Raw genomic sequence first — 20,667 nt, 5'->3', positions numbered from 1 at the left:
TAAAGCCGTACTTTTGTAGCCTTAAAAGTTTAAGTCATGGAATTCAGAATAGAGAAAGACACAATGGGCGAGGTAAAAGTGCCTGTAAATGCCTATTATGGCGCTCAAACACAGCGCTCCATTGAAAATTTCAAGATCGCGCAGGACATCAACAAAATGCCGAAGGAAATTATCAAGGCATTCGCTTACCTGAAGAAAGCGGCAGCTATCACTAACCTCGAAGCAGGTGTACTGTCCAAAGAGAAAAGTGACCTGATTGGCCAGGTATGCGATGAAATACTGGAAGGTAAACTGGACGACCAGTTTCCGCTGGTAGTATGGCAAACCGGTTCCGGTACCCAGTCTAACATGAACGTAAACGAAGTGGTAGCTTACCGCGCCCACGTTATTCATGGCGGTCAGCTTACTGATAAGGACAAATTTGTTCATCCAAATGATGATGTGAACAAATCACAGTCCTCCAACGATACCTTCCCTACTGCCATGCACATCGCTGCTTATAAAATGCTGTTGGAAGTAACTATTCCCGGCATTACAAAGCTCCGTGATACGCTGGCCAAAAAAGCAGAAGCATATAAAAATGTAGTGAAAATTGGCCGTACCCACTTCATGGATGCAACGCCACTTACACTGGGACAGGAAATCAGCGGCTATGTTGCCCAGCTGAATCATGGCCTGAAAGCCATCAACAATTCACTGCCTCACCTGAGCGAACTGGCATTGGGCGGCACTGCCGTTGGTACTGGCATCAATACACCTAAAGGATATTCTGAAAATGTAGCCAGGAATATTGCGCAGTTAACCGGTTTGCCTTTTATTACTGCTGAGAATAAATTTGAGGCGCTGGCTGCACACGATGCTATTGTGGAAGCACATGGCGCTCTGAAAACAGTAGCTGTAAGCTTAATGAAGATAGCCAACGATATACGCATGCTGAGCTCCGGCCCCCGTGCAGGTATCGGCGAAATTCATATCCCCGACAATGAGCCGGGATCATCTATCATGCCGGGTAAAGTAAACCCCACCCAGTGCGAAGCCCTCACCATGATCGCCGCGCAGGTAATGGGTAATGACGTTGCCATCAGCATCGGAGGCGCCAATGGCCACTTTGAGCTGAACGTGTTTAAACCGGTGATGATCTTCAACTTCCTGCATTCTGCACGCTTAATCGGCGATGGTTGCGTAAGCTTCAACGATAAATGTGCTGAAGGCATCGAACCAATTGAAGCCAATATCAAAAAGCACGTGGAGAATTCCCTTATGCTGGTAACTGCACTGAATACCAAAATAGGCTACTATAAAGCAGCTGAAATTGCGCAGAAAGCCCATAAGGAAGGAACTACCCTCAAGGAAATGGCCGTGAAACTAGGTTATGTTACCCCTGCTGAATTTGACGAGTGGGTGGTACCTGCAAACATGGTAGGAGAAATCAAGTAAGTACAGATCATATTTATGGAAGAAAAGAGTCCCGCTGACAACGGGGCTCTTTTTTTATTACCTTCCCTGTAAATAAGCACTATAGCCATGGACATACTCTTTTTCAGTGCACAGCCATACGACATCTGTTATTTCAATCAAAGCAACCAGTCGGGTGAACATCGCTTCCGCTTCCTGGAGGCGCAGTTAAATGAAGATAATACCGCCCTGGTAAAAGAAGAACCTGTTGTTTGCGTGTTTGTGAACGATAAGGTGAACGCTGCTGTAATTGATATACTCCGGCAAAAAGGAGTTCAACTGATAGCATTACGTTGCGCAGGATTTAATAATGTAGATCTCAAAGCCGCCGCTGCCGCAGGCATTAAAGTAGTAAGGGTGCCTGCCTACTCACCCCATGCAGTGGCAGAACATGCTGTTGCTTTACTGCTGGCGCTGAACCGCAAAATATACAAATCGTATAATCGTGTACGTGACGGGAACTTTACACTGAACGGCCTGGAAGGTTTTGATCTCTACGGTAAAACAATTGGTGTGGTAGGTACAGGAAATATCGGAGCTGTATTTTGCAGGATTATGCTGGGCTTCGGATGTAAGGTATATGCCCATGACATATATGAGAATGAGGAATTGATGGAGATAGGTGTAAAGTATGTGCCTCTTGATAAAATTTTTGCACAGTCGGAGGTGATATCGCTGCATTGCCCGCTGATGGAAAGTACCCGGCATATGATCAATGAACAGTCTATTGCTACTATGAAAACAGGTGTGGTCCTGATCAATACCAGTCGTGGCGGTTTAATAGATACCGCCGCAGTAGTGGCAGCATTGAAGGTGGGTCATATAGGCGCATTGGGAATAGATGTATATGAACAGGAAGAGCACCTGTTTTTTCAGAATTTTTCGGGAAGTATTATCCAGGATGATGTGTTATCAAGATTAACAACATTTCCAAATGTGCTGGTAACTGCCCATCAGGGCTTTTTTACAAAGGAAGCGCTCACACAGATAGCAGAGGTAACGCTGAACAATATACGTAGTTTTGAGAGAGGGGGAATAATATTAAACGAGGTGAAGTAAGGTGTCAATAATAGTACGCAGGCTCAATATGATAATAAGTACTCCTACCATTATCATCAGCGGTTTGCGTTTTATCCTGCGCACCAGGATGGCAGCAAACGGAGAGGCAATCACACCGCCTATCACCAATCCCACAATCACCTGCCAGCTGGAGATACCGGTAAAGATGAGGAATGTGGCAGCGCTGGAGAGTGAAATAAAAAACTCTGCCGCATTTACAGAACCAATGGTATAGTGTACGGTACGGCCTTTACTCAATAAGGTAGAAGTAACAATGGGGCCCCAGCCACCGCCACCGATGGCGTCCATAAATCCACCGGCGAAGGCCAGGGGAGCAAGTCTTTTCGTTTTTGTTTTCCTTTTATTTTTCTGGATCCCTTTCCGGATCACAATAATACCAAGTACGAGCAGGTAAGCGCTGATAAAGGGTTTAATAACATCTCCATCTATCTTGTCGGCTAAGAGGTAGGCGCCTGAAACAGCACCGATCATACCTGGTATGAGCAGGCAAAGGAATAGTTTCTTGTTAACGTTGCCCAGTTTAAAATGCGCAAAGCCGGAAGCCCCGGTAGTAAATACCTCTGCCACATGTACGCTGGCGCTGCTGATGGAGGGGGATACTCCCAGGCCTAATAACAACGACGACGAAGTAGCGCCGTACGCCATACCCAATGCGCCGTCTACCAGCTGGGCACATAGTCCTACGATAATATAGAACAACAGTTCCGTGGTAAAAAGAGAGTGAAAGAACCGGCGTACATCTCCCTGTACAGCATCCGGTACTTCATAGTAATAGAGGGCTGTTAGCCCTGTGACAATCAACAACGATACAACAGCAATCTGCCACCATTTGATGGATGGCTGCGGCTTTGCGGATACGGTGCCTGCAACGGCTGTTGTACGTGTAGTCATTCCGGTTATATTTAGTGATTTTTGGAAAAGGGATGCAGTTATACAACTGCATCCCGTGTTTCAGCAACTATTATTTATTACCTCTCTGAAAAATGTTGTCATAAGTTAAGCTCAGGTAGTATAATCCGCCTATAGTTGGACCGCCAACATACTGGAAGTATTTGGAGTTCAGGATATTGGAGGCCCCCAGTTTAAAGGAGGTTTTGATCTTTGGTACACGATAAGTGATTTGCGCATCTACGGTGCTGTAGGAAGGCACATCGCCATTACCAAAGAGGTTCTGCCAGTAGAAGGTGTTTTGCCAGTGCCACACTACGTTGAAGCCAATGTTTTTATACATATTACGGTTACCGAGGCTTACATTGGTAAACCAGTCTGGTGTATTAAAGCCGGGGATCAAAGCGTCATCCTTTGTTTTATCCTGTGCCAGTTTATTGTAGTTGGCATTACCGCTGATGGTATAGTTTTTATACAGATCGTAGGTAACAGCTACAGCGAAGCCGTAGTTGTTTACGGTAGATTTACTGTTGGTCCATACGCGGTAACGATCCTGCTGTGCTTTATCCAGCATCTGGTTCAGCACAGTTTGATCAGGGTTGTTGACATTGCCTGTTTTAGGTACCACAGTTTCAATTTGCCCGATGAAGTGTTTGTAGGAGCTATAGTAGCCATCTACATCAACAAAGAGCTTATTATCGAGCAGTACTGCTTTATAGCCTGCTTCAAAGGAGGTGATCTGCTCCGGAACGATAGGGTCCAGGTTGGCCACTTTCAGTATACCGGCATTTTTGGCGGCAGCTGCCTCCTTGGAAATGTGTTCCGCATTGATGGTTTTATTTACGGCTACGCCGAACGCATCAACACTGCTGGTGAGGAAGGAATTCTTAAAGTAACCCAATCCTTCTTCAATAAAAGCAAGACCGCCTACACGCCGTACCTGTCCGTTGTTTACGAACGAGTATGCTTCAAACAGGGAGGGGAACCGGAACCCGTTCTGCCAGGAGAGGCGGAAATTGTGTTTGTCTTTGATGCTGTAAACTGCCGCGATGCGTGGGTTTACTTTACCATCGAACTGTTCATTTTTATCATAGCGCAGGGAGCCGGTGAGCTTTAAGGCGTCGTTAAAGAATGTTTTACTGATTTGTGCGAAGCCACCGTATTTGCCGTACCAAATATGTTTACCGCCGGGTTCATTGCGTTTGTCGACCGGGCGGGAGAAGTCCACGAAGTTATTACCATCGGGGATGATCTCATAAGTCCGGTAATCGGCGCCTACCAGTACATCGGCGAAGTGAATATATTTACGCAGGTTCCAGGTACCTTCTGTGTGATAGAAGCGGCTTTTTTGCAGCAATGCGGCGCCACCGCTGGTATTTTCAGGATTCTTGGAAGTAGGGTAAATATCCCAGTCGTTGATACTTTTTATTTTAGCTACCTGTGCATCAAATGCAGGTGTACCGGGAGTCCATCTGCCGGCATCGGCAAAGGAACGTGCTGCGGCATGGGCTGCCACCAGGTCGGAACCGGCTGTGAGGGCATTATTAAGACCAGTGGTATAATCTGCCAGCCATTTTTTATCCGGTTTAAATGACTTTTCCAGGTTATCTGCCAGCGGGTTCATGTTATACGAATCGCCGGTGTTTTCGATGGAGATGTAGGAACGTACTGTAAAGTCGGGGTGTACCAGTTCCAGTTTTCCGTTTTGTACAGTTACGCCACGGAGGCCGATACGGTTACCACGCTGGAAGAAACCGTCCATTTCGCCGTAGCGGTAGGAAGCAGACAGTTCTACTTTATGGGGCAAGCGGAAGTTGAAGGATACATCGGCTTTTTTATTTTTAACGGTATAGTCGCCTACGAGGTCTTTTTCCCAGTAGCCGGTGCGGTGCACGGTGTAGGCGCGGCCATCTTTGTCAATTACCTGGAGGTTGGAGTTATCGGCGTATTTATTCCATGCGTCGTTGGCAATGTTGTTGGGGCCGCTGAGCTGTGGAAAATCGGGATTGGCTTTGGATTGAGGGGAGAAGTCGTTGTGACTGTCGGCATACCAGTCCGTACCCTGCATGTAGCTTAGGTTGATCTTCCATGCAAACCAGGGAGTGTATTGTTGCGCATAACGTACAGCCGTTTCCGTGAGCAGTTTGGCGCCTCCGTCGTCGCCAACATGGTTGACGGCTACTTTCTGGTAAACGCTTACGCCCTGGTACTGGAATGGATTTTTAGTGATCAGGTTCGACATCCCGTTGATGGCGTTCATACCATACAAAGCGGAAGATGCGCCGGGCGTAACTTCTACGCTGGAGATATCCAGCTCTGTGGGGCCGATGGCGTTACCCAGTGGTACACCGAGGGTAGCCGCTTGGTTATCCACACCATCTACCAGCTGCATAAAGCGGAAGTTGTTGGGAACATTGAAACCGCGGGTGTTGAATACTTTAAAAGTAAGACCGGCGGTGGTCATTTGAACGCCTTTCAGGTTACCGAGAGCATCATAGAAAGTGGAGGAAGGGGTTTCTTTCAACGCCCTGATGTCCAGTTTTTCGATGGCCACCGGTGAGCGCAGCAGTTTTTCCTGTTGCCGGGAAGCAGATACCACCACTTCATTTACCAGCAGCGATTGGGTGTATAACTGAATGGCCAGCTTGCTGCTGCTGCTTTTTACTTCAAACTCCTGGGGTTGATAGCCTATGAGCCTGATGACCAGCTTTAGGGGGAATTTAGAGTTGGTAGTCACTTCAAACCGGCCGCTGGTATCGGTTTGAGCACCGAAAGAAGTGCCTTTGATCTGAACAGATGCCCCGGGAAGTGCTACCCCGTGATCGTCTGTGATTTTACCCTGGATTACGTACGAGCCATTCAATTGGGCTTGTACCAGTGCCGGGCTGAATACCAACATTAAGAACAGGTATTTTGCCAGCATTAAAAACTTTTGCATGTGCAGTAAACATTATTGATTCTGGAATGATAAATTGATAAGGGGACCTTTTTCAATGTCGTGCCTCAACATCGTACTGAAAATGAATGCTTTGTAAAAAGTATTATCATATAGTCTATAGAATTAGTAGACAAATATAATCCGGGTATTTTTCATTTCAAAGCAAATGCGGGTATAATTTGGAAAAAGCCAGGGCCGGGAATGCGGGGAGACTGCATTGGGGGCTATAATCCATTCAGGGTGAGGCGATTGGAGCACTTAGAATTTATGATGGTTAATCCTGCGTCAGACAATCTCCTTCATTAAAAAAGCGTCCGCCGTTCGGCGGACGCTTTTGCATATAAATAAGTTTGGTAATTATGCTACAGGATCCTTTGCCACAGGATGTTCAACGGCTTTGGGCTGCATATGCTTTCCGAAGAAACGCTTCTGGAACAGCAGGATAGCGATAACGCCTGTAGAAATGGCAGCATCGGCCACGTTGAATACAGGGCGGAAAAACACGAAGTAGTCGCCACCTTTAAACGGCACCCATTTAGGCAGGTAACCTTCATAAATTGGGAAGTATAGCATATCTACCACGCGGCCATGTAAAAAGCTGCCATAACCGCCGCCGGCAGGCATAAACTTCGCTACATCATAACCTATGCTGTCATTAAAGATAAGACCGTAAAACATGCTGTCAATCAGGTTGCCGGCAGCTCCAGCCAGGATCAGGGATCCACAGATCAGCAAACCGGTGCTGTATTTTTCCCTGATGAGCTTCTTCATATACACAAAACCCACTACCACAGCCACCAGGCGGAAAAGCGTGAGGAGTATTTTACCAAAGTCGCCTCCAAACTTAAGGCCGTAGGCCATACCTTCATTTTCAATAAAGTGGATCCGGAACCAATTGGGGAAAATCACAAATTCCTGTTGCATAAACATATGCGTCTTGATCCAGAATTTCAGCGTCTGGTCGATAGCCAGGATCAGGATAACGATAATTACTACGTGACGATATTTCAACTGATATTAGAATTTTATCAAAAATAATAGTTTATTTCAAAGTCGAAGCCTGCAATATCATTATTCCTGGAAATATACCCTTTTTACACGTTGTGAAATTCCTGTTAATATTTCATAGGGAATGGTTTCAGCCCAGTTGGAGAGCTCCTGTACAGGCAGATCCTGGCCGAAAACGATCACTTCATCGCCTTCTGCCACATCGGGGATATGTGTTACGTCCAGCATAAGCATATCCATGGCCACTACGCCGGCCACTGGCGCCAGTTTGCCGCGCACCAGCATTTTACCTGTGCCCATGCCTAACCTGCGGGGATAACCATCGGCATAGCCAATACGCACGGTAGCTGTTACTGCCGGCCCTTTTGCCTCCCATTTGCCGCCGTAACCCACGGTGTCGCCGGCTTCCAGGTGTTTCAGCTGTGCTACCGTGGTTTTCAGTGTACTTACATTACGGAGTTGATCCTGGATACCATTGCTGCTGTCGATGCCGTACATTCCTATGCCCAGCCGTACCATATCCAGTTGCAGATCCGGATGGCGGCTAATGGCGGCACTGTTGGCGATATGGCGGATCACGGTATAGCCCAGCGCTTTCTGCAGTTCGTGACTCATATCATAAAACAACCGGCCCTGTTGCTGGGTGAAGGCATCCTTTGCGGGATTTTCACTGGCAGCCAGGTGGCTGAAAATGGACTGTACCTTCATCAGCGGAGTGGCGGTGAGTATCTGCGCCAGCTCGGGGATCTCACTTTTCACAAAGCCAAGACGGTGCATCCCGGTATCCAGCTTTATGTGAACGGGGAAAGCTGTTTTGCCTGCAGTAGTAATTTCTTCCATAAACTGCAGGAGTATCTGCATGGAATAAATCTCAGGCTCCAGGTTCCAGTGAAGAATAGCATCGAAACTGGCAGGTTCGGGGTTCATCACCATGATGGGCATGGTAATACCGGCCCTTCTCAGCTCCACGCCTTCGTCTGCATAGGCTACCGCAAGGTAATCCACCCCATGGAACTGGAGGAGATTGGCTATTTCAAAACTGCCACTGCCATAGGAGAATGCTTTCACCATTGCCATTAATTTGGTATCGGGCTTTAATAGCGACTGGTACAGCTTTACGTTATGTGAGATGGCAGTAAGATTGATTTCCAGGATGGTTTGATGCGCTTTTTGTTCCAGTAGTTTACCGATGCGTTCAAACTGGAAAATGCGGGAACCTTTTACCAGGATGGTTTCATTCTGGAAATCGTCGGCATTGAACTGTTGTATGTATTCATCGGTAGTGGTGAAGAACTGGGTCTTCAGACCTTCTATCTGCTGGAAGCTCTTTTTCTCCCGGCCAATATTTTTACCGATAGCAATAAGTTTATTGATGCCTTTCTTTTGTAAAAGGTCGGCCACTTCTTCATAAAGAGTAGCATCGCTTTTTCCGCTTTGCAGGATATCGCTGAGAATAACCGTTCGGGTGGCGTGCTGCTGCTGTTGCTGGAGAAAGTCGAGCGCAATGGTAAGGGAACCGAGATCCAGGTTGTAGCTATCGTTGATCACAGAGCAGTTATTGATCCCCTGTTTCAGTTCCAGGCGCATGGCAATATTGCTGAGCTGATCCATCCTTTGCTGTATCACGGCCTGTTCCTTGCCCAGGTATAGCATAAGGGCTACACAATGAATGGCGTTTTCGATAGATCCTTCATCAACAAAGGGGATCTGGAAATGCAGTGGTGTTTGTTTGTACAGGACATCTATGCGGGTATGGTTGTCCTTCTTATCCACATTGGTTACACGCAGATCGGCATCTGTTTTCCTAGACCAGGAAAACAGTTCAGGGCCTCCTTCCTGGTTTTCTTTTTTGCCAACCTGGTTATGAAAGGCAAGCACACATTCATTGAGGGCGAGATAATCTTTGCAATAGATAAGAATATCGCTCTTGGCAAACAGCACCAGCTTCTCATTTATTTTCTGCCGGATATTTAAAAAGCCTTCACTGTGAGCCTCTCCTATGTTGGTAAAAATGCCGATAGTGGGACGGATAATTTTTTCAAGGTTCACCATCTCGCCGGGTTGCGAAATGCCTGCTTCAAAGATAGCCAGCTGATGTTCCGGTTTCATTTGCCACACAGAAAGGGGAACGCCTATCTGTGAGTTATAGCTTTTAGGACTGCGAACAATATTGTAATCCTTTTCCAGCAGTTGGAACAACCATTCCTTTACAATGGTTTTGCCATTGCTGCCGGTAATACCAATAACGGGTATGTGGAACTGTTGCCGGTGAAAGGCCACCAGCGTATGTAATGCCTGCAGGGTGTCTTTAACGAGGATAAAATTGGCTTTCGGATACTTCTCCAGGGGTACCTGTTCACTTATTACAAAATTGCTGACCCCTTTGCGGTACAATTCCTCTATGTACTGATGCGCGTTGCGCCGCGGGCTAACCAATGAAATAAACAAAGATGTTTCGGGGAAGCTGAGCTTCCTGCTGTCCAATAAAAGATGGTCAATTTCAGAAAATCCGGTCTCTTGCAACAATTCCCCTTTCAAAGTCTTGTTGATACTTGCTGCGTTATACACGTTTATCAGGTTTGAATAATCACTTAACTGCTGCAAAATTGCTGTTTGCGCAGCTTTTTACTTCACGTCTGCTTCGGTAATTCTTTTTTCTGATGATAGAGAGAATAGAGGATAGAACCTCCAAGGCATAGTACAATCACTATCAACGATACATATACCGGTATTTGAATATCATGCTTGTGCAGGAAATATTCTGCCAGCATTTTCAGTCCAATAAAAACCAGGACAATGGCAATACCCTGGGGCAGATAATCAAATTTATCAACCGCTCCTCTCAGTAAAAAGAACAGGGACCTGAGTCCCAAAACCGCAAATATATTAGAGGTATATACTACCATCGGATCCCGTGAAATAGCAAATACAGCCGGGATAGAATCTACCGCAAATAAGATATCTGTTATTGCCAGCATCACTACAACCAGTGATAACGTGGTGAGATAAGCCTTATTATGTTTACGGATCAGGAACCTGCCCTTAGGCTCTTCCATGGTTACCCGCATGTATTTGTTCATAAAACGGTAAATCACATTTTCTTCCGGTTTAAATTCATTATCCTCTTTCGTGATAAACATTTTAATACCGGTATAAATGAGAAAAGCACCAAAAATGTATAATACCCATTCAAATTTTTCTATAAGCGCAATCCCCAGCCAGATAAATATGGCCCTGAAAATAATAGCCATCAGGATACCTATGAGTAACACCCGGGAATAATACTCTTCTTTTATTTTAAAAAAACTAAAGATGAGTACAAACACAAAGATATTATCTATCGACAGGGATTTCTCCATCAGGTATGCGCTCAAAAAGCTGATGGCCGGTTCTGCGCCGTCTTCCAGCCACATGAACCCAAAAAAGAGCATAGATAAAACTACCCAGAAAATGCTTTGCCAGAGCGCTGTTTTTAAACTTGTTTTTGTATTCTTCCTGCTAAAAAAGCCAAGATCAAATACAACCGCCAGGATGATCACAATAAAAAATACCAGATATGTTATCTCTGTTTTTCCCACGTGATTGCATTTTGTGAGCAGCAAAGATAGGAAAACGGCGGCTAGGTTTCCGGTTTAAGCTGGCCTTTTCCTCTAAGCAGATGCTGCAGTAAGCTCTGTAATACAGTGCCTTACAGCATTTCAGGCTATTCAGTAAATTTACGTTGCCGTATAAACTGGAATACCATGGCAAATAGTAAAACCAGTCCTACCGGCACCAGGAAACAGATCACCTGCCACTTGGTCTTTTCCTGTCTCACCTTCTCCCCATCCAGCAAACGCAGTGTCAGCTCCTTGTTCCGGGCTTCCATGATACCGCTGTTTCCGCAGAGATATTCCAGGCAGTTGAGAAAAAATTCCTTATTGGCGAAGGCAAAGCCCGGGTTAAATTCATTGATACCCATTTGCAGCGGTCCTTCTTTACGCGATACTGCATTGGCAATTACATCGCCATCACTTACTACAATCATTTTGTTGATAGTATCGGCAGATTCCCTGAAAGGCTGTCCGGATGCATGAAACAACTGGTTTACGGCTTCCGGGTTTTCCCGGTTGCGGAACAGCGACGTGAATTTTCCTTCCAGCAGTACAGCTGCAGGCAGGTAACGTTGCCGGTAGTCGCGCGGGTTAGGCTGTGTTTTTACAATATCCCAGCTTACCTGTGCCGGCAGCCGCGTGGTACGGCTGTTCCTGGAAGTGGTAAGCAGTATGGTTTTACGGATGGCGTCGTTTTTTATCGTATCGATGGAACTTACAAAGCGGCTCAGCACCATATCCAGGTTTTTTACTATGGGATGCGCTTTGGTGGGCATCAGCATAGGAAAATAGGGAAAAGGCATGGGCTGTATCTGTGGCCGGTTGCCCACATTGCCCACTACCAGCGGTACTACATCGCTCTGCAGATCCAATACGAGGTCCTGGTTAATACGCACGCCATAGCGGAACAGGAGGTCTTCCAGGTTCAGTCCCCGGTCCATGGCAAAAAATTCCGGATGCTCATGCAAACTGTCCATACTGGCGGTGGATTCATCGATGAACCACAGCACTTTCCCCCCATTCATCACGTATTGATCTATCTTAAACTTATCTGCATCAGAAAAGGCGCTGGCAGGTTTCGCAAACAGGATCACATCAAAATCGCGGGGAATATAGGAAGCGGCCTGCAGGGTAAGGGTATCCAGGCCATAATTGGTTTGCAGGGTGCTGAGAGCATCATATACTTCGGCTCCAAGCGATTCGCCATGGCCGAGCATATAGCCTACCAGTGGCTTTTCTTTTTCCTGCAGTTTGTGGATAGCATAGGCAAACTGGTATTCCAGCAAGGCTTCCGAGCTGTTCATGGTTTGCATGGGATCCTGTCCGCCCTGGTTTTTCAGAAGATTTATTCCTAATGTTTTGCCTTTGTAATGTACCAGAGCGCCGGGAAAGATAAGTTTCTCCGCAAAGCCGTCGTTGGCTTCCTGCTGTACTTTCATATTAAAAGGCATGATACCCTGGGCGGTGAGCTCGCCGAGGAACTTCATGCGTGCGGAATCCGAAAGGCCCTGCCCGGGATTCACAAAGGTGAACCGGAGATTTTGCCTGCCGTATTCCCTGAATTCTTCCAGCAGTTCAGCGGTTGACTGTGCCAGTTGCCGGAAGCTGGCCGGGTAATCACCTTTAAGGAATACCTCGATTTCCACGGGGCTGTCCAGTTTGCGCAGCATTTGCCGGGTGCTGGCGGTAAGCGTATAACGCTTTTCCGCTGTCAGATCCCATCTGCCGTGAAAATAGGCTGCTGCTATATTAATGCCCGTGAGTACCAGTATTACTGCTATTGCACGTTGTATGTATTTTTTTCGTGTAGCCATGTTATTTAATAAGAACGGCTGTTAACCGTTTTGCCAGAGTTTTCTTTGGAGGGATAATTTAGTGAGATAAAGCATCAGGCCTATAATGCTGATAAAGTAAACAATATCGCGGCTATCAATTACGCCGCGGCTGATAGAGGTATAATGGAATTTGATCCCTGCCATCTGCAGATAGTAATCGGCGCCGCCGCTAAAGACCGGTATTTTGCTTATTGCATCAAAGCCGTTATACAGTATAAAGCAGGTAAACAATGCAATGAGAAAAGCGATCATGGCATTATTGGTGAGGGATGACGACCAGATGCCTGTGGCGGTGAATGCGGCTCCCAGCAGCAACAGGCCTATGTAAGAGCCGGCGATACCACCGGTATCGAGCTGCTGGTTATCTACACCTAATTGTTTTATCGCGAAATAGTAAATGATGGTGGGAAGCAGGGAAATGGCCACAATAAGCAGGCTGCCCCAGAATTTACCCATTACAATCTGCCAGCCGGTGAGTGGTTTGGTGCTCAGTAATTCCATAGTACCGGTTTTGAATTCATCTGCGAAGCAACGCATGGTAATGGCAGGTATAAGCAGCAGGTAAATAAGCGGCGCCAGGTTGAACAGCGGATCCAGGTTGGCATACCCGGTATCCAGCAGGCTGGTTTCCGGGAAAACGAACAACATTAATCCATTCGCCAGTAAAAACAGTATGATGGCCACATAGCCGGTAACACTGCTGAAAAACTGGTTGATCTCTTTCTTAAAGATGGCTAGCATGAACAGTTTGTAAGGATTAGGATATTAGTAAAGATACAAATATAGGGTAAACGCTATTACCTTTCCGCCTATTGTACGGAGGCGCCGGAGTGCCTGTATCCTTTACGTGTACTTGGGGTAAAAGTGAGCTTAAAGTACTCCATCCTTGTACATTTCCCAGATGGGGCTTACTTTTCTCAGTTCATTTACCGATTCGGTAATGGTTTGGATGGTAAAATCGATTTGTTCCTCCGTTGTGAACCGTCCGAGGCCAAAGCGGAGCGACGCATGGGCGAGATCGTCGCTAAGCCCCATTGCCTTCAGTACATAGCTGGGTTCCATGGAGGCGGAGGTGCAGGCCGATCCGGAGGAGACTGCAATCTTCTTATTAAAGCCCATCATGAGGGTTTCGCTCTCCACGTACTTAAACGACAGGTTACAGGTATGTGGCAGGCGTTGGAGGAGGGCGCCGTTTAAAAAGGTTTGTTCTATTGCCAGCAGGGCTTTTTCCAGCCTGTTCCTCATGGGAAGGATACGTTGGGCATCTGCTTCCATTTCCTCCAGGCATAGCTCGCAGGCTTTTCCCAGTCCTACAATGCCGGGCACATTCAGGGTACCCGAGCGCATACCTCTTTCATGACCGCCTCCATCGATTTGCGCATTGAGCTTTACCCGGGGAGAGCGCCGGCGAACATATAAAGCGCCCGTTCCTTTGGGCCCGTACATTTTATGGGCGCTGAGGGTGAGCAGATCTATGCCGTCGTTGTTTACATCTACCGGGATTTTCCCGGTTGCCTGGGTGGCATCCGTCATGAACAGCACGCCGTGTTTCCGGGCAATATCACTGATAGCGCGCACCGGGTGAATAACCCCGGTTTCATTATTAGCGTACATCAGGCTTATCAGGATAGTTTTAGGCGTAATAGCAGCTTCCAGTTGCTGAAGGTCAATAAGCCCATCACGGTTTACCGGGAGCCAGGTAACCTGTGCGCCCAGTTTTTCCAGGTGTTTGCAGGTATCCACTACTGCTTTATGTTCGGTAACGGCAGTTATGATATGATTGCCTTTACCGCTATACACTTCGTATACGCCTTTAATAGCCAGGTTAACGGCTTCCGTAGCGCCGGAGGTAAAAATAATTTCTTTAGGTTCGGCGCCAATCAGCCTGGCCACCTGTTCCCGGGCATTATCTACTGCTTCCTCTGCCGCCCACCCCAGCGGGTGGCTCCGGCTGGCGGCATTACCAAACATCTCAGTGAAATAGGGTAACATGGCAGCTACCACTCTGGGATCGCAGGGTGTAGTGGCATTATTATCAAGATAAACGGGCAACTGCAGCATATCTTTCTGTTTATATTAAGGTCCGGGCCAAACAAAATTACAACATAAGTTCTATTTTTACCGGGTTAAGCTATTCCGGAAAGTCGGTACGGATACCGGGTTCCGCGCATCTATAAATAATTGTAAACATGCTCAGGGTAGAACATATAGGCATTGCCGTTAAGGAATTATCTGTATCCATTCCATTATTTGAAAAGCTGCTGAACGCCCCTTGTTATAAGCAGGAGGTGGTAGACAGTGAACAGGTACAGACCGCTTTCTTCCGGCAGGGGGAAACCAAAATAGAATTGCTGGAAGCCACCGGACCAGATAGCGTTATCGCAAAGTTCCTGGAAAACAAAGGTGAAGGAATGCATCATATCGCATTCGAGGTGGAAGATATCCACGCAGAAATGAAACGGTTGCAACAGGAAGGTTTCGTTTTACTACAGGAAACACCCAAAAAGGGAGCTGATAATAAGCTGATCTGTTTCCTGCATCCTAAGCACAGTAACGGGGTTTTGATCGAAATATGCCAGGATATCAAGTAAGCATTTACTTATATATTTAAAATATAAATAATAATATTTTTTTTAATTTTTTTTCCATTTTAGCAATCCAAAGGAAATTCTGATCCGTAAGTAATATCAAACACCCCGGAAAGAAGGGCCCAAAATGTTAAGACCAAATATTTTTTATAAATTTTTGAACAAATACATTTTCCATAACGTTATCTCGTTATACACAAATAGACAGAACATCAATACTCAAAATATTACAAAACTTAGGCTTTATAGGTTACTAGCGGTTTAAGTTTTTACGATTACTCTAAAGTTGGCATAGGTTATGAACACCTGCGGGTTTTTTAGCTTGCAGGTCTTTTTTTTTAGCCACCTTCTTCCACTAAGGGTAGATTCATTTCAAAAATATAAGGGAATTACTTCGGGCAGGATAGGTCTTTCTTGCTTACCTAACGCTCAATGAGTTCAATAAATTGTATATCGCGCATTTTGTCTTGGAACAAGACAAAATACGCGTTAGTTAAACATATACCGGATACCCAGTTGCCCCTGCCACCTGGAAATAGTACCGGTATTATCCCTCCATGAATTGGTGAGCGGAATCTGGTTTGCTGCATCCAGGTAAGGGAAAGAATAAGCGGCTGCCGCAGTAGCATTGCCGGAGGCGTCCCGGTATTGTCCTTCATATTTCAGGAAAGAAGGTTGGTTCGGTATTTTAGAAATTCCCCAGCGTTTATTGAGGAAGTTTCCAAAGTTGATGATATCAAAACTGATACGCAGGGTATGTTTGTTTTTTTCCTTGCCGCTGAAAACAAAAATATCCTGTGTTATATTCAGGTCCATACGTTTTGCGAATGGCAGCACCACTGCGTTACGTTCTGCATATTCTCCCCGGTGACTGCTCAGGTAATTATCCTGTTTGATAAAATTATCGAGCTGGTTCCAGATGATATCTGTAGTACGTTTATCCGCATTGGTTGCAGGATTGTAGGTTTTATCGCCATAACCTACAGGTACCAGTTTGATATCATTCCGGGTTTTAGGAACATAGATCAGGTCGTTGTTGCCACCGGAAGCATCATTGTTCACATCACCATTGTAGGTGTAGGAAGTGGTGCTGTAAAGACCGTTAACACTTGGCGCCGCTTCATATACCACCCCTACAGAAGTAGCGAAATGTTTGGCCCAGGTAAAGCGGTAGGTAGCAGCAGCAATGATACGGTGAGGCATATAGTAATTGGAATAACCAAGTACATTGGCATTAGGATCGCCGGCTACGGGGCGGTCGCGCCAGTTGCTCTGTGCAATGGAACCACCATCATTTACGCTACGGGCCCTACTGTATGTATAGGCTGCGCTGAGGTAAAGATTGGGCAGGTTCTTTTGTAACTGGATAGTAGCAAAATAAGAATAGCCTTTATTGGTATTCCGCATCAGGATGGCATCGCTGATATTAGGGTTGCTCAGGCTGTTTCCTGCGTATATTTTGGAGGAGTTATAGCGCGTGCGGTGGTCCGGGGTGCTATCCAGCTGGAACCCTGCAGCAGGAAGGTTCACGTTCTGAAAATATACGGCGTTGATATCCTTGGAATAATTGAATTCCAGGGTACCAATTACGCCCCATGGCAACTGGCGATCTACCGCCAGGGTTGCTTTCAGCACCTGCGGATACTTGAAGTTCCTATCGGTAACGGCTATATTATATTGATAAGATAGCTGGCTGCCACCTTTGTAAGCATTGGGATCAGGATTGAAGGGATAAGGAATAACAGGCGTAGAGGCACTTGTTTGTGCTACAAATGATCCAAACTGTACGCCGTTGTTTCCTGCCTGGTTACTCAGCCATACTGCGGGAGGCGGTCCTGCAAATAAACCGGCGCCTCCACGGAGCTGCGTTTTACCGTCATGGGTAATATCCCAGTTAAAACCAACTCTTGGTGATAAGAGGGGTGTTGTTTTTGGCGCCTGGCCAACATCTATCTTCACACCATCTCTGAAAGTGAGCGCAGCAAGGGAATCATTTTTATCAAATGTGCTGCCTATAACAGGAACGTCTATACGCAATCCATAGGTAAAGGTAAAGAAGTTGGTAACGCTCCATTTATCCTGGATAAATGCGCCCAGCTCCAGCATGTTGATCTTGGCGTAAGGGAAGGATTTATCTTTGGTAGTAGCATATGACACTGTATAACGCACCGCGTTTGCCAGTCCGTTGTTTGCGCTGGCATAAAAATCCGAGAGAGTATTAAAGCGGTAGTTACCATTATAGTTAGGCGCGAAACCATTCAGGAATGTTTTATAATAGTTTTGCGTTCCAATAGTGATCTCATGTTTCCCTTTGTACATAGTGAAGATATCAGACAGCTGGTATACATCGGTATTGAGCTTGTTGTTATAGGTAAACGGCTCATAACCGAAGGCGGTATAGCTGGCGCCCTGCCCGTTCATAATATCTACGAGCGGGAAGTTGCTTTGTGACAAGGCATTCCTGAAATCGCGCATAGCGGAGTAACCGATCTGCAGTTTGTTGGAAGCACGGTTACCGATGCGGGTATTCAGCTCGGCAATAAAGATGTTGAAATTATTGTTGATAGTATAGCCGCTTCCGCTGAAAGGAAGACCGGTAGCGCTGGGCTGACGGCCACTTCCCACAGCGCCGCCACCAGGTGCTCCGCTGTTGCTGGCGGGAATATCTTTAAATGATTTCAGGTAGCTGTATTTGAAGGTAAATGTGTTGTGATCATTTACGTTCCAGTCGACTTTAAAAGTTACTTTATCACTTTGTGTACGGTAACTATAATTCTGATAATCGCCCGGGTCGTATCCATATTTACTTATCAGGAATTGTTTCAGCGCATCCAGTGTATCTGCTACCGCCTGTGATACGTTGCCGCCGGCCACGCCCCCGGGTTTGTTGGCTACAAGGCTGGTTGCCGGCGCTTTGATCCTTTCCTGCTCGGCACTTACAAAGAAGAACAGTTTATTGGGAATGATAGCTCCGCCCACGTTGAAGCCGCGCAGGTTATAATTGAAATCGGGTTTAGGTACGGTGGCATTGCCTACCTTGAGGCCCTGTAACCCCGGTGTTTGAATATAGGTATAAACAGCTCCTTTGAAAGTATTGGTACCGCTTTTGGTAACGCTGTTGATCCCCGCACCGGAGAAGCCTCCCTGCCTTACATCGTAAGGAGATACGTTTACCTGGATCTGCTCCAGGGCTTCCAGGCTGATGGGTTGTGAGGCTGTTTGCGAACCCAGTGTGGGCTGCAAACCGAATGAGTTATTGAAGTTGGCGCCGTCAACAGTAATATTGTTCAGCTGGTTGCTTCTGCCACCGATGTTAAGGCCATTGGCGGAAGGGGTAAGCTTGGTAAAGTCCTGCATAGACCTGCTGATGGTAGGCAGGCGGTCCATTTGTGAACGGGTAATCACTTCCTGGCTGCCAGTGCGGGCCCGGTTGATCACTTTATTCTGGGCCACAGAGGTGACTACTATTTCCGTAAGGCTGCTGGTACTGGATTGCAGGTTAATGTCTGTTTTGAAATCCTGGCCGAGCGAGAGGAAAATATTGTCGCGTTTTTCATCTTTAAAGCCAATGTAGGAAACAGACAAGGTATAAGGGCCGCCCACGCGGAGGTTGGGCAGGTTATAACGGCCGTCTTTACGTGAAACGGTGTTATATTTTGTGCCGGTGGGCACATGGGTGGCTGTAATACTTGCGCCGGGAACAGGCCCTTCTTTACTTAAAATGATACCCGCTATATCAGCGGTTGTTTCCTGGGCAAACAGGGCAGCAGGGATTATCAGTACGCAACAAAGCATACTAATGAGGTAACGCCAGATTTTTTTGTGCATTGCGATTCAGATTTTGGTAAAGTTCAAATGACAGATTGAAGTATTAAAAATAATACAATTATGAAATCGTTAACAAATATTTTGATGATTCCTTTCCGCCAGCTGAATCGCCTTGTTATCAGGCCAGCACCTTTTCCATGCCGGTACTCCTGGAGCCTTTGATAAGGATGTGCGTATCCTGATACTGCTGTTGCTGCAGCCATTTCCCGGCTTCTGCCGCATTTTCCAGGAAAATATAAGGGTGTGTTACTTTTCTGAAATCGCCGCCAACCAATACTACTGCTTCCCAGTGTGTGCGTTCCAGTAAGCTCACCAGTTCCTGGTGCTCTTTTACGCTGTCTGTTCCGAGCTCCATCATAGCGCCCAGCAGCAATACCTTTTTATTGGCCTGGATGCCGGCAAAATTTTCGATGGCAGCTTTCATACTGGAAGGATTGGCGTTATAAGCGTCCATGATAATGGTGTTGCTTCCCTGTTGTATTACCTGTGAGCGGTTATTGGAAGGGATATAACGCGCAATGGCCGGCGCAATAGCTGTTTCAGGCACGTTGAAGTGGCTGGCTACTGCTACAGCTGCCATTACATTGGGGAAGTTGTAAGCGCCTACCAGTTGTGTTTGAATAAACCCAACCTGGCTGCTGCCCCGTACCTGCACAGCCAGGAAAGCGGTGTCGGTAATGGCTTCGCCTGTGAAATCCGCCTCACTGCTGCCATAAGTAATGATGTGGCGGATACCTTTCGCCATTTCAAGAAGATAGCCATAGTCATTGCATACAAATACGGTTCCGTTGTTGGCACGCAAAAAATCATACAATTCCCCTTTGGCTTTTTTAACGCCTTCCTCGCCGCCAAAGCCTTCCAGGTGCGCCTTCCCGATATTGGTGATGATACCGTGGGTTGGCAGGGCAATTTCACAATACGCCGCAATTTCTTTCTGGTGATTGGCGCCCATTTCTATTACCGCTATTTCCACATCGGGAAGTATACTTAAAATAGTAAGGGGCACACCGATATGGTTATTGAGATTGCCAACGGTGGCGTATGTTTTTAGGCCGGCCGACAGTGCAGCACTAACCAGTTCTTTCGTAGTGGTTTTACCGTTAGTGCCGGTAATGGCAAGAATGGGGATGCTCAACTGTTTGCGGTGATGCAAAGCCAGCTGCTGCAGGGCGGTGAGGGCATCTTCTACCAGCATCATCCTGTCGGGCACCGTAAAATAAGCCGCTTCATCTACTACTGCAAAGGCGGCCCCCATTTCCAGCGCCCGGGCTGCAAATTCATTACCATTGAAGTTGCCGCCTTTCAGCGCAAAGAAAATATCATTGGCCTTCAGCTTACGGGTATCTGTTTGTATGGAGCGGTGTTGCTCATAGATGCTGTATAGTTGTTCAATATTCACGGTCAGATCTTATTTGATACAAAAATAAGTGGTTAATCATGTAATATAGCAGAAT

Annotated in this window: 13 protein-coding genes; 3 read left to right on the top strand and 10 right to left on the bottom strand. The window is 46.5% G+C overall.

The window, feature by feature from the left end; all coding sequences use genetic code 11:
• Positions 1-36 precede the first annotated feature (36 nt).
• Together fumC and FN124_RS07475 are read left to right on the top strand one after the other, a co-directional pair.
• Positions 37-1,437: a class II fumarate hydratase gene (gene fumC / locus FN124_RS07480; protein ID WP_142684107.1), complete on the top strand. Its 1,401-nt coding sequence runs from the start codon at positions 37-39 to the stop codon at positions 1,435-1,437.
• 87 nt (positions 1,438-1,524) lie between these two features.
• On the top strand, positions 1,525-2,514 hold the full coding sequence (locus FN124_RS07475; RefSeq protein ID WP_142684106.1) for a 2-hydroxyacid dehydrogenase: 990 nt from the start codon (positions 1,525-1,527) through the stop codon (positions 2,512-2,514).
• Here FN124_RS07475 and FN124_RS07470 read toward each other — a convergent pair.
• From FN124_RS07470 to FN124_RS07435, 8 genes are all read right to left on the bottom strand, one after another.
• A complete protein-coding gene (locus tag FN124_RS07470) occupies positions 2,497-3,426 on the bottom strand; it encodes a sulfite exporter TauE/SafE family protein (RefSeq protein ID WP_142684105.1) in 930 nt (309 codons plus the stop codon). The genes FN124_RS07475 and FN124_RS07470 overlap by 18 nt on opposite strands.
• A gap of 70 nt (positions 3,427-3,496) precedes the next feature.
• Positions 3,497-6,361, bottom strand: a complete 2,865-nt coding sequence (locus FN124_RS07465) for a TonB-dependent receptor (RefSeq protein ID WP_142684104.1) — start codon at positions 6,359-6,361, stop codon at positions 3,497-3,499.
• Positions 6,362-6,718: 357 nt separating this feature from the next.
• Positions 6,719-7,372, bottom strand: a complete 654-nt coding sequence (locus FN124_RS07460) for a lipoprotein signal peptidase (protein ID WP_142684103.1) — start codon at positions 7,370-7,372, stop codon at positions 6,719-6,721.
• A 60-nt stretch (positions 7,373-7,432) separates the two neighbouring features.
• Positions 7,433-9,937, bottom strand: coding sequence for a bifunctional UDP-N-acetylmuramoyl-tripeptide:D-alanyl-D-alanine ligase/alanine racemase (locus tag FN124_RS07455; RefSeq protein ID WP_142684102.1), 2,505 nt, complete (start codon positions 9,935-9,937; stop codon positions 7,433-7,435).
• A gap of 62 nt (positions 9,938-9,999) precedes the next feature.
• Complete coding sequence (locus FN124_RS07450) at positions 10,000-10,947, bottom strand: TerC/Alx family metal homeostasis membrane protein (RefSeq protein ID WP_142684101.1); 948 nt, start codon at positions 10,945-10,947, stop codon at positions 10,000-10,002.
• A 125-nt stretch (positions 10,948-11,072) separates the two neighbouring features.
• Complete coding sequence (gldG, locus tag FN124_RS07445; protein WP_142684100.1) at positions 11,073-12,776, bottom strand: gliding motility-associated ABC transporter substrate-binding protein GldG; 1,704 nt, start codon at positions 12,774-12,776, stop codon at positions 11,073-11,075.
• 21 nt (positions 12,777-12,797) lie between these two features.
• Positions 12,798-13,538, bottom strand: a complete 741-nt coding sequence (gene gldF / locus FN124_RS07440; protein ID WP_142684099.1) for a gliding motility-associated ABC transporter permease subunit GldF — start codon at positions 13,536-13,538, stop codon at positions 12,798-12,800.
• Between the two features lie 129 nt (positions 13,539-13,667).
• Positions 13,668-14,858, bottom strand: coding sequence for an IscS subfamily cysteine desulfurase (locus tag FN124_RS07435; RefSeq protein ID WP_312847215.1), 1,191 nt, complete (start codon positions 14,856-14,858; stop codon positions 13,668-13,670).
• Between the two features lie 128 nt (positions 14,859-14,986).
• On the opposite strand from FN124_RS07435, the gene mce reads away from it, so the two are divergent.
• On the top strand, positions 14,987-15,388 hold the full coding sequence (gene mce, locus FN124_RS07430; protein ID WP_142684098.1) for a methylmalonyl-CoA epimerase: 402 nt from the start codon (positions 14,987-14,989) through the stop codon (positions 15,386-15,388).
• A gap of 486 nt (positions 15,389-15,874) precedes the next feature.
• On the opposite strand, the gene FN124_RS07425 is transcribed toward mce, so the two are convergent.
• Together FN124_RS07425 and FN124_RS07420 are read right to left on the bottom strand one after the other, a co-directional pair.
• Positions 15,875-19,213 (bottom strand): TonB-dependent receptor, encoded by a 3,339-nt coding sequence (locus tag FN124_RS07425; RefSeq protein ID WP_260607358.1) that lies wholly within the window; start codon positions 19,211-19,213, stop codon positions 15,875-15,877.
• A gap of 118 nt (positions 19,214-19,331) precedes the next feature.
• Positions 19,332-20,612: a UDP-N-acetylmuramoyl-tripeptide--D-alanyl-D-alanine ligase gene (locus tag FN124_RS07420; RefSeq protein WP_142684097.1), complete on the bottom strand. Its 1,281-nt coding sequence runs from the start codon at positions 20,610-20,612 to the stop codon at positions 19,332-19,334.
• Positions 20,613-20,667 lie beyond the last annotated feature (55 nt).

This window comes from Chitinophaga polysaccharea (assembly GCF_902150045.1).
In the GTDB taxonomy this organism is placed as follows: domain Bacteria; phylum Bacteroidota; class Bacteroidia; order Chitinophagales; family Chitinophagaceae; genus Chitinophaga; species Chitinophaga polysaccharea_A.
Note: the sequence above shows the minus strand (reverse complement) of the source record. Positions and strands in the feature narration are given on the sequence as shown.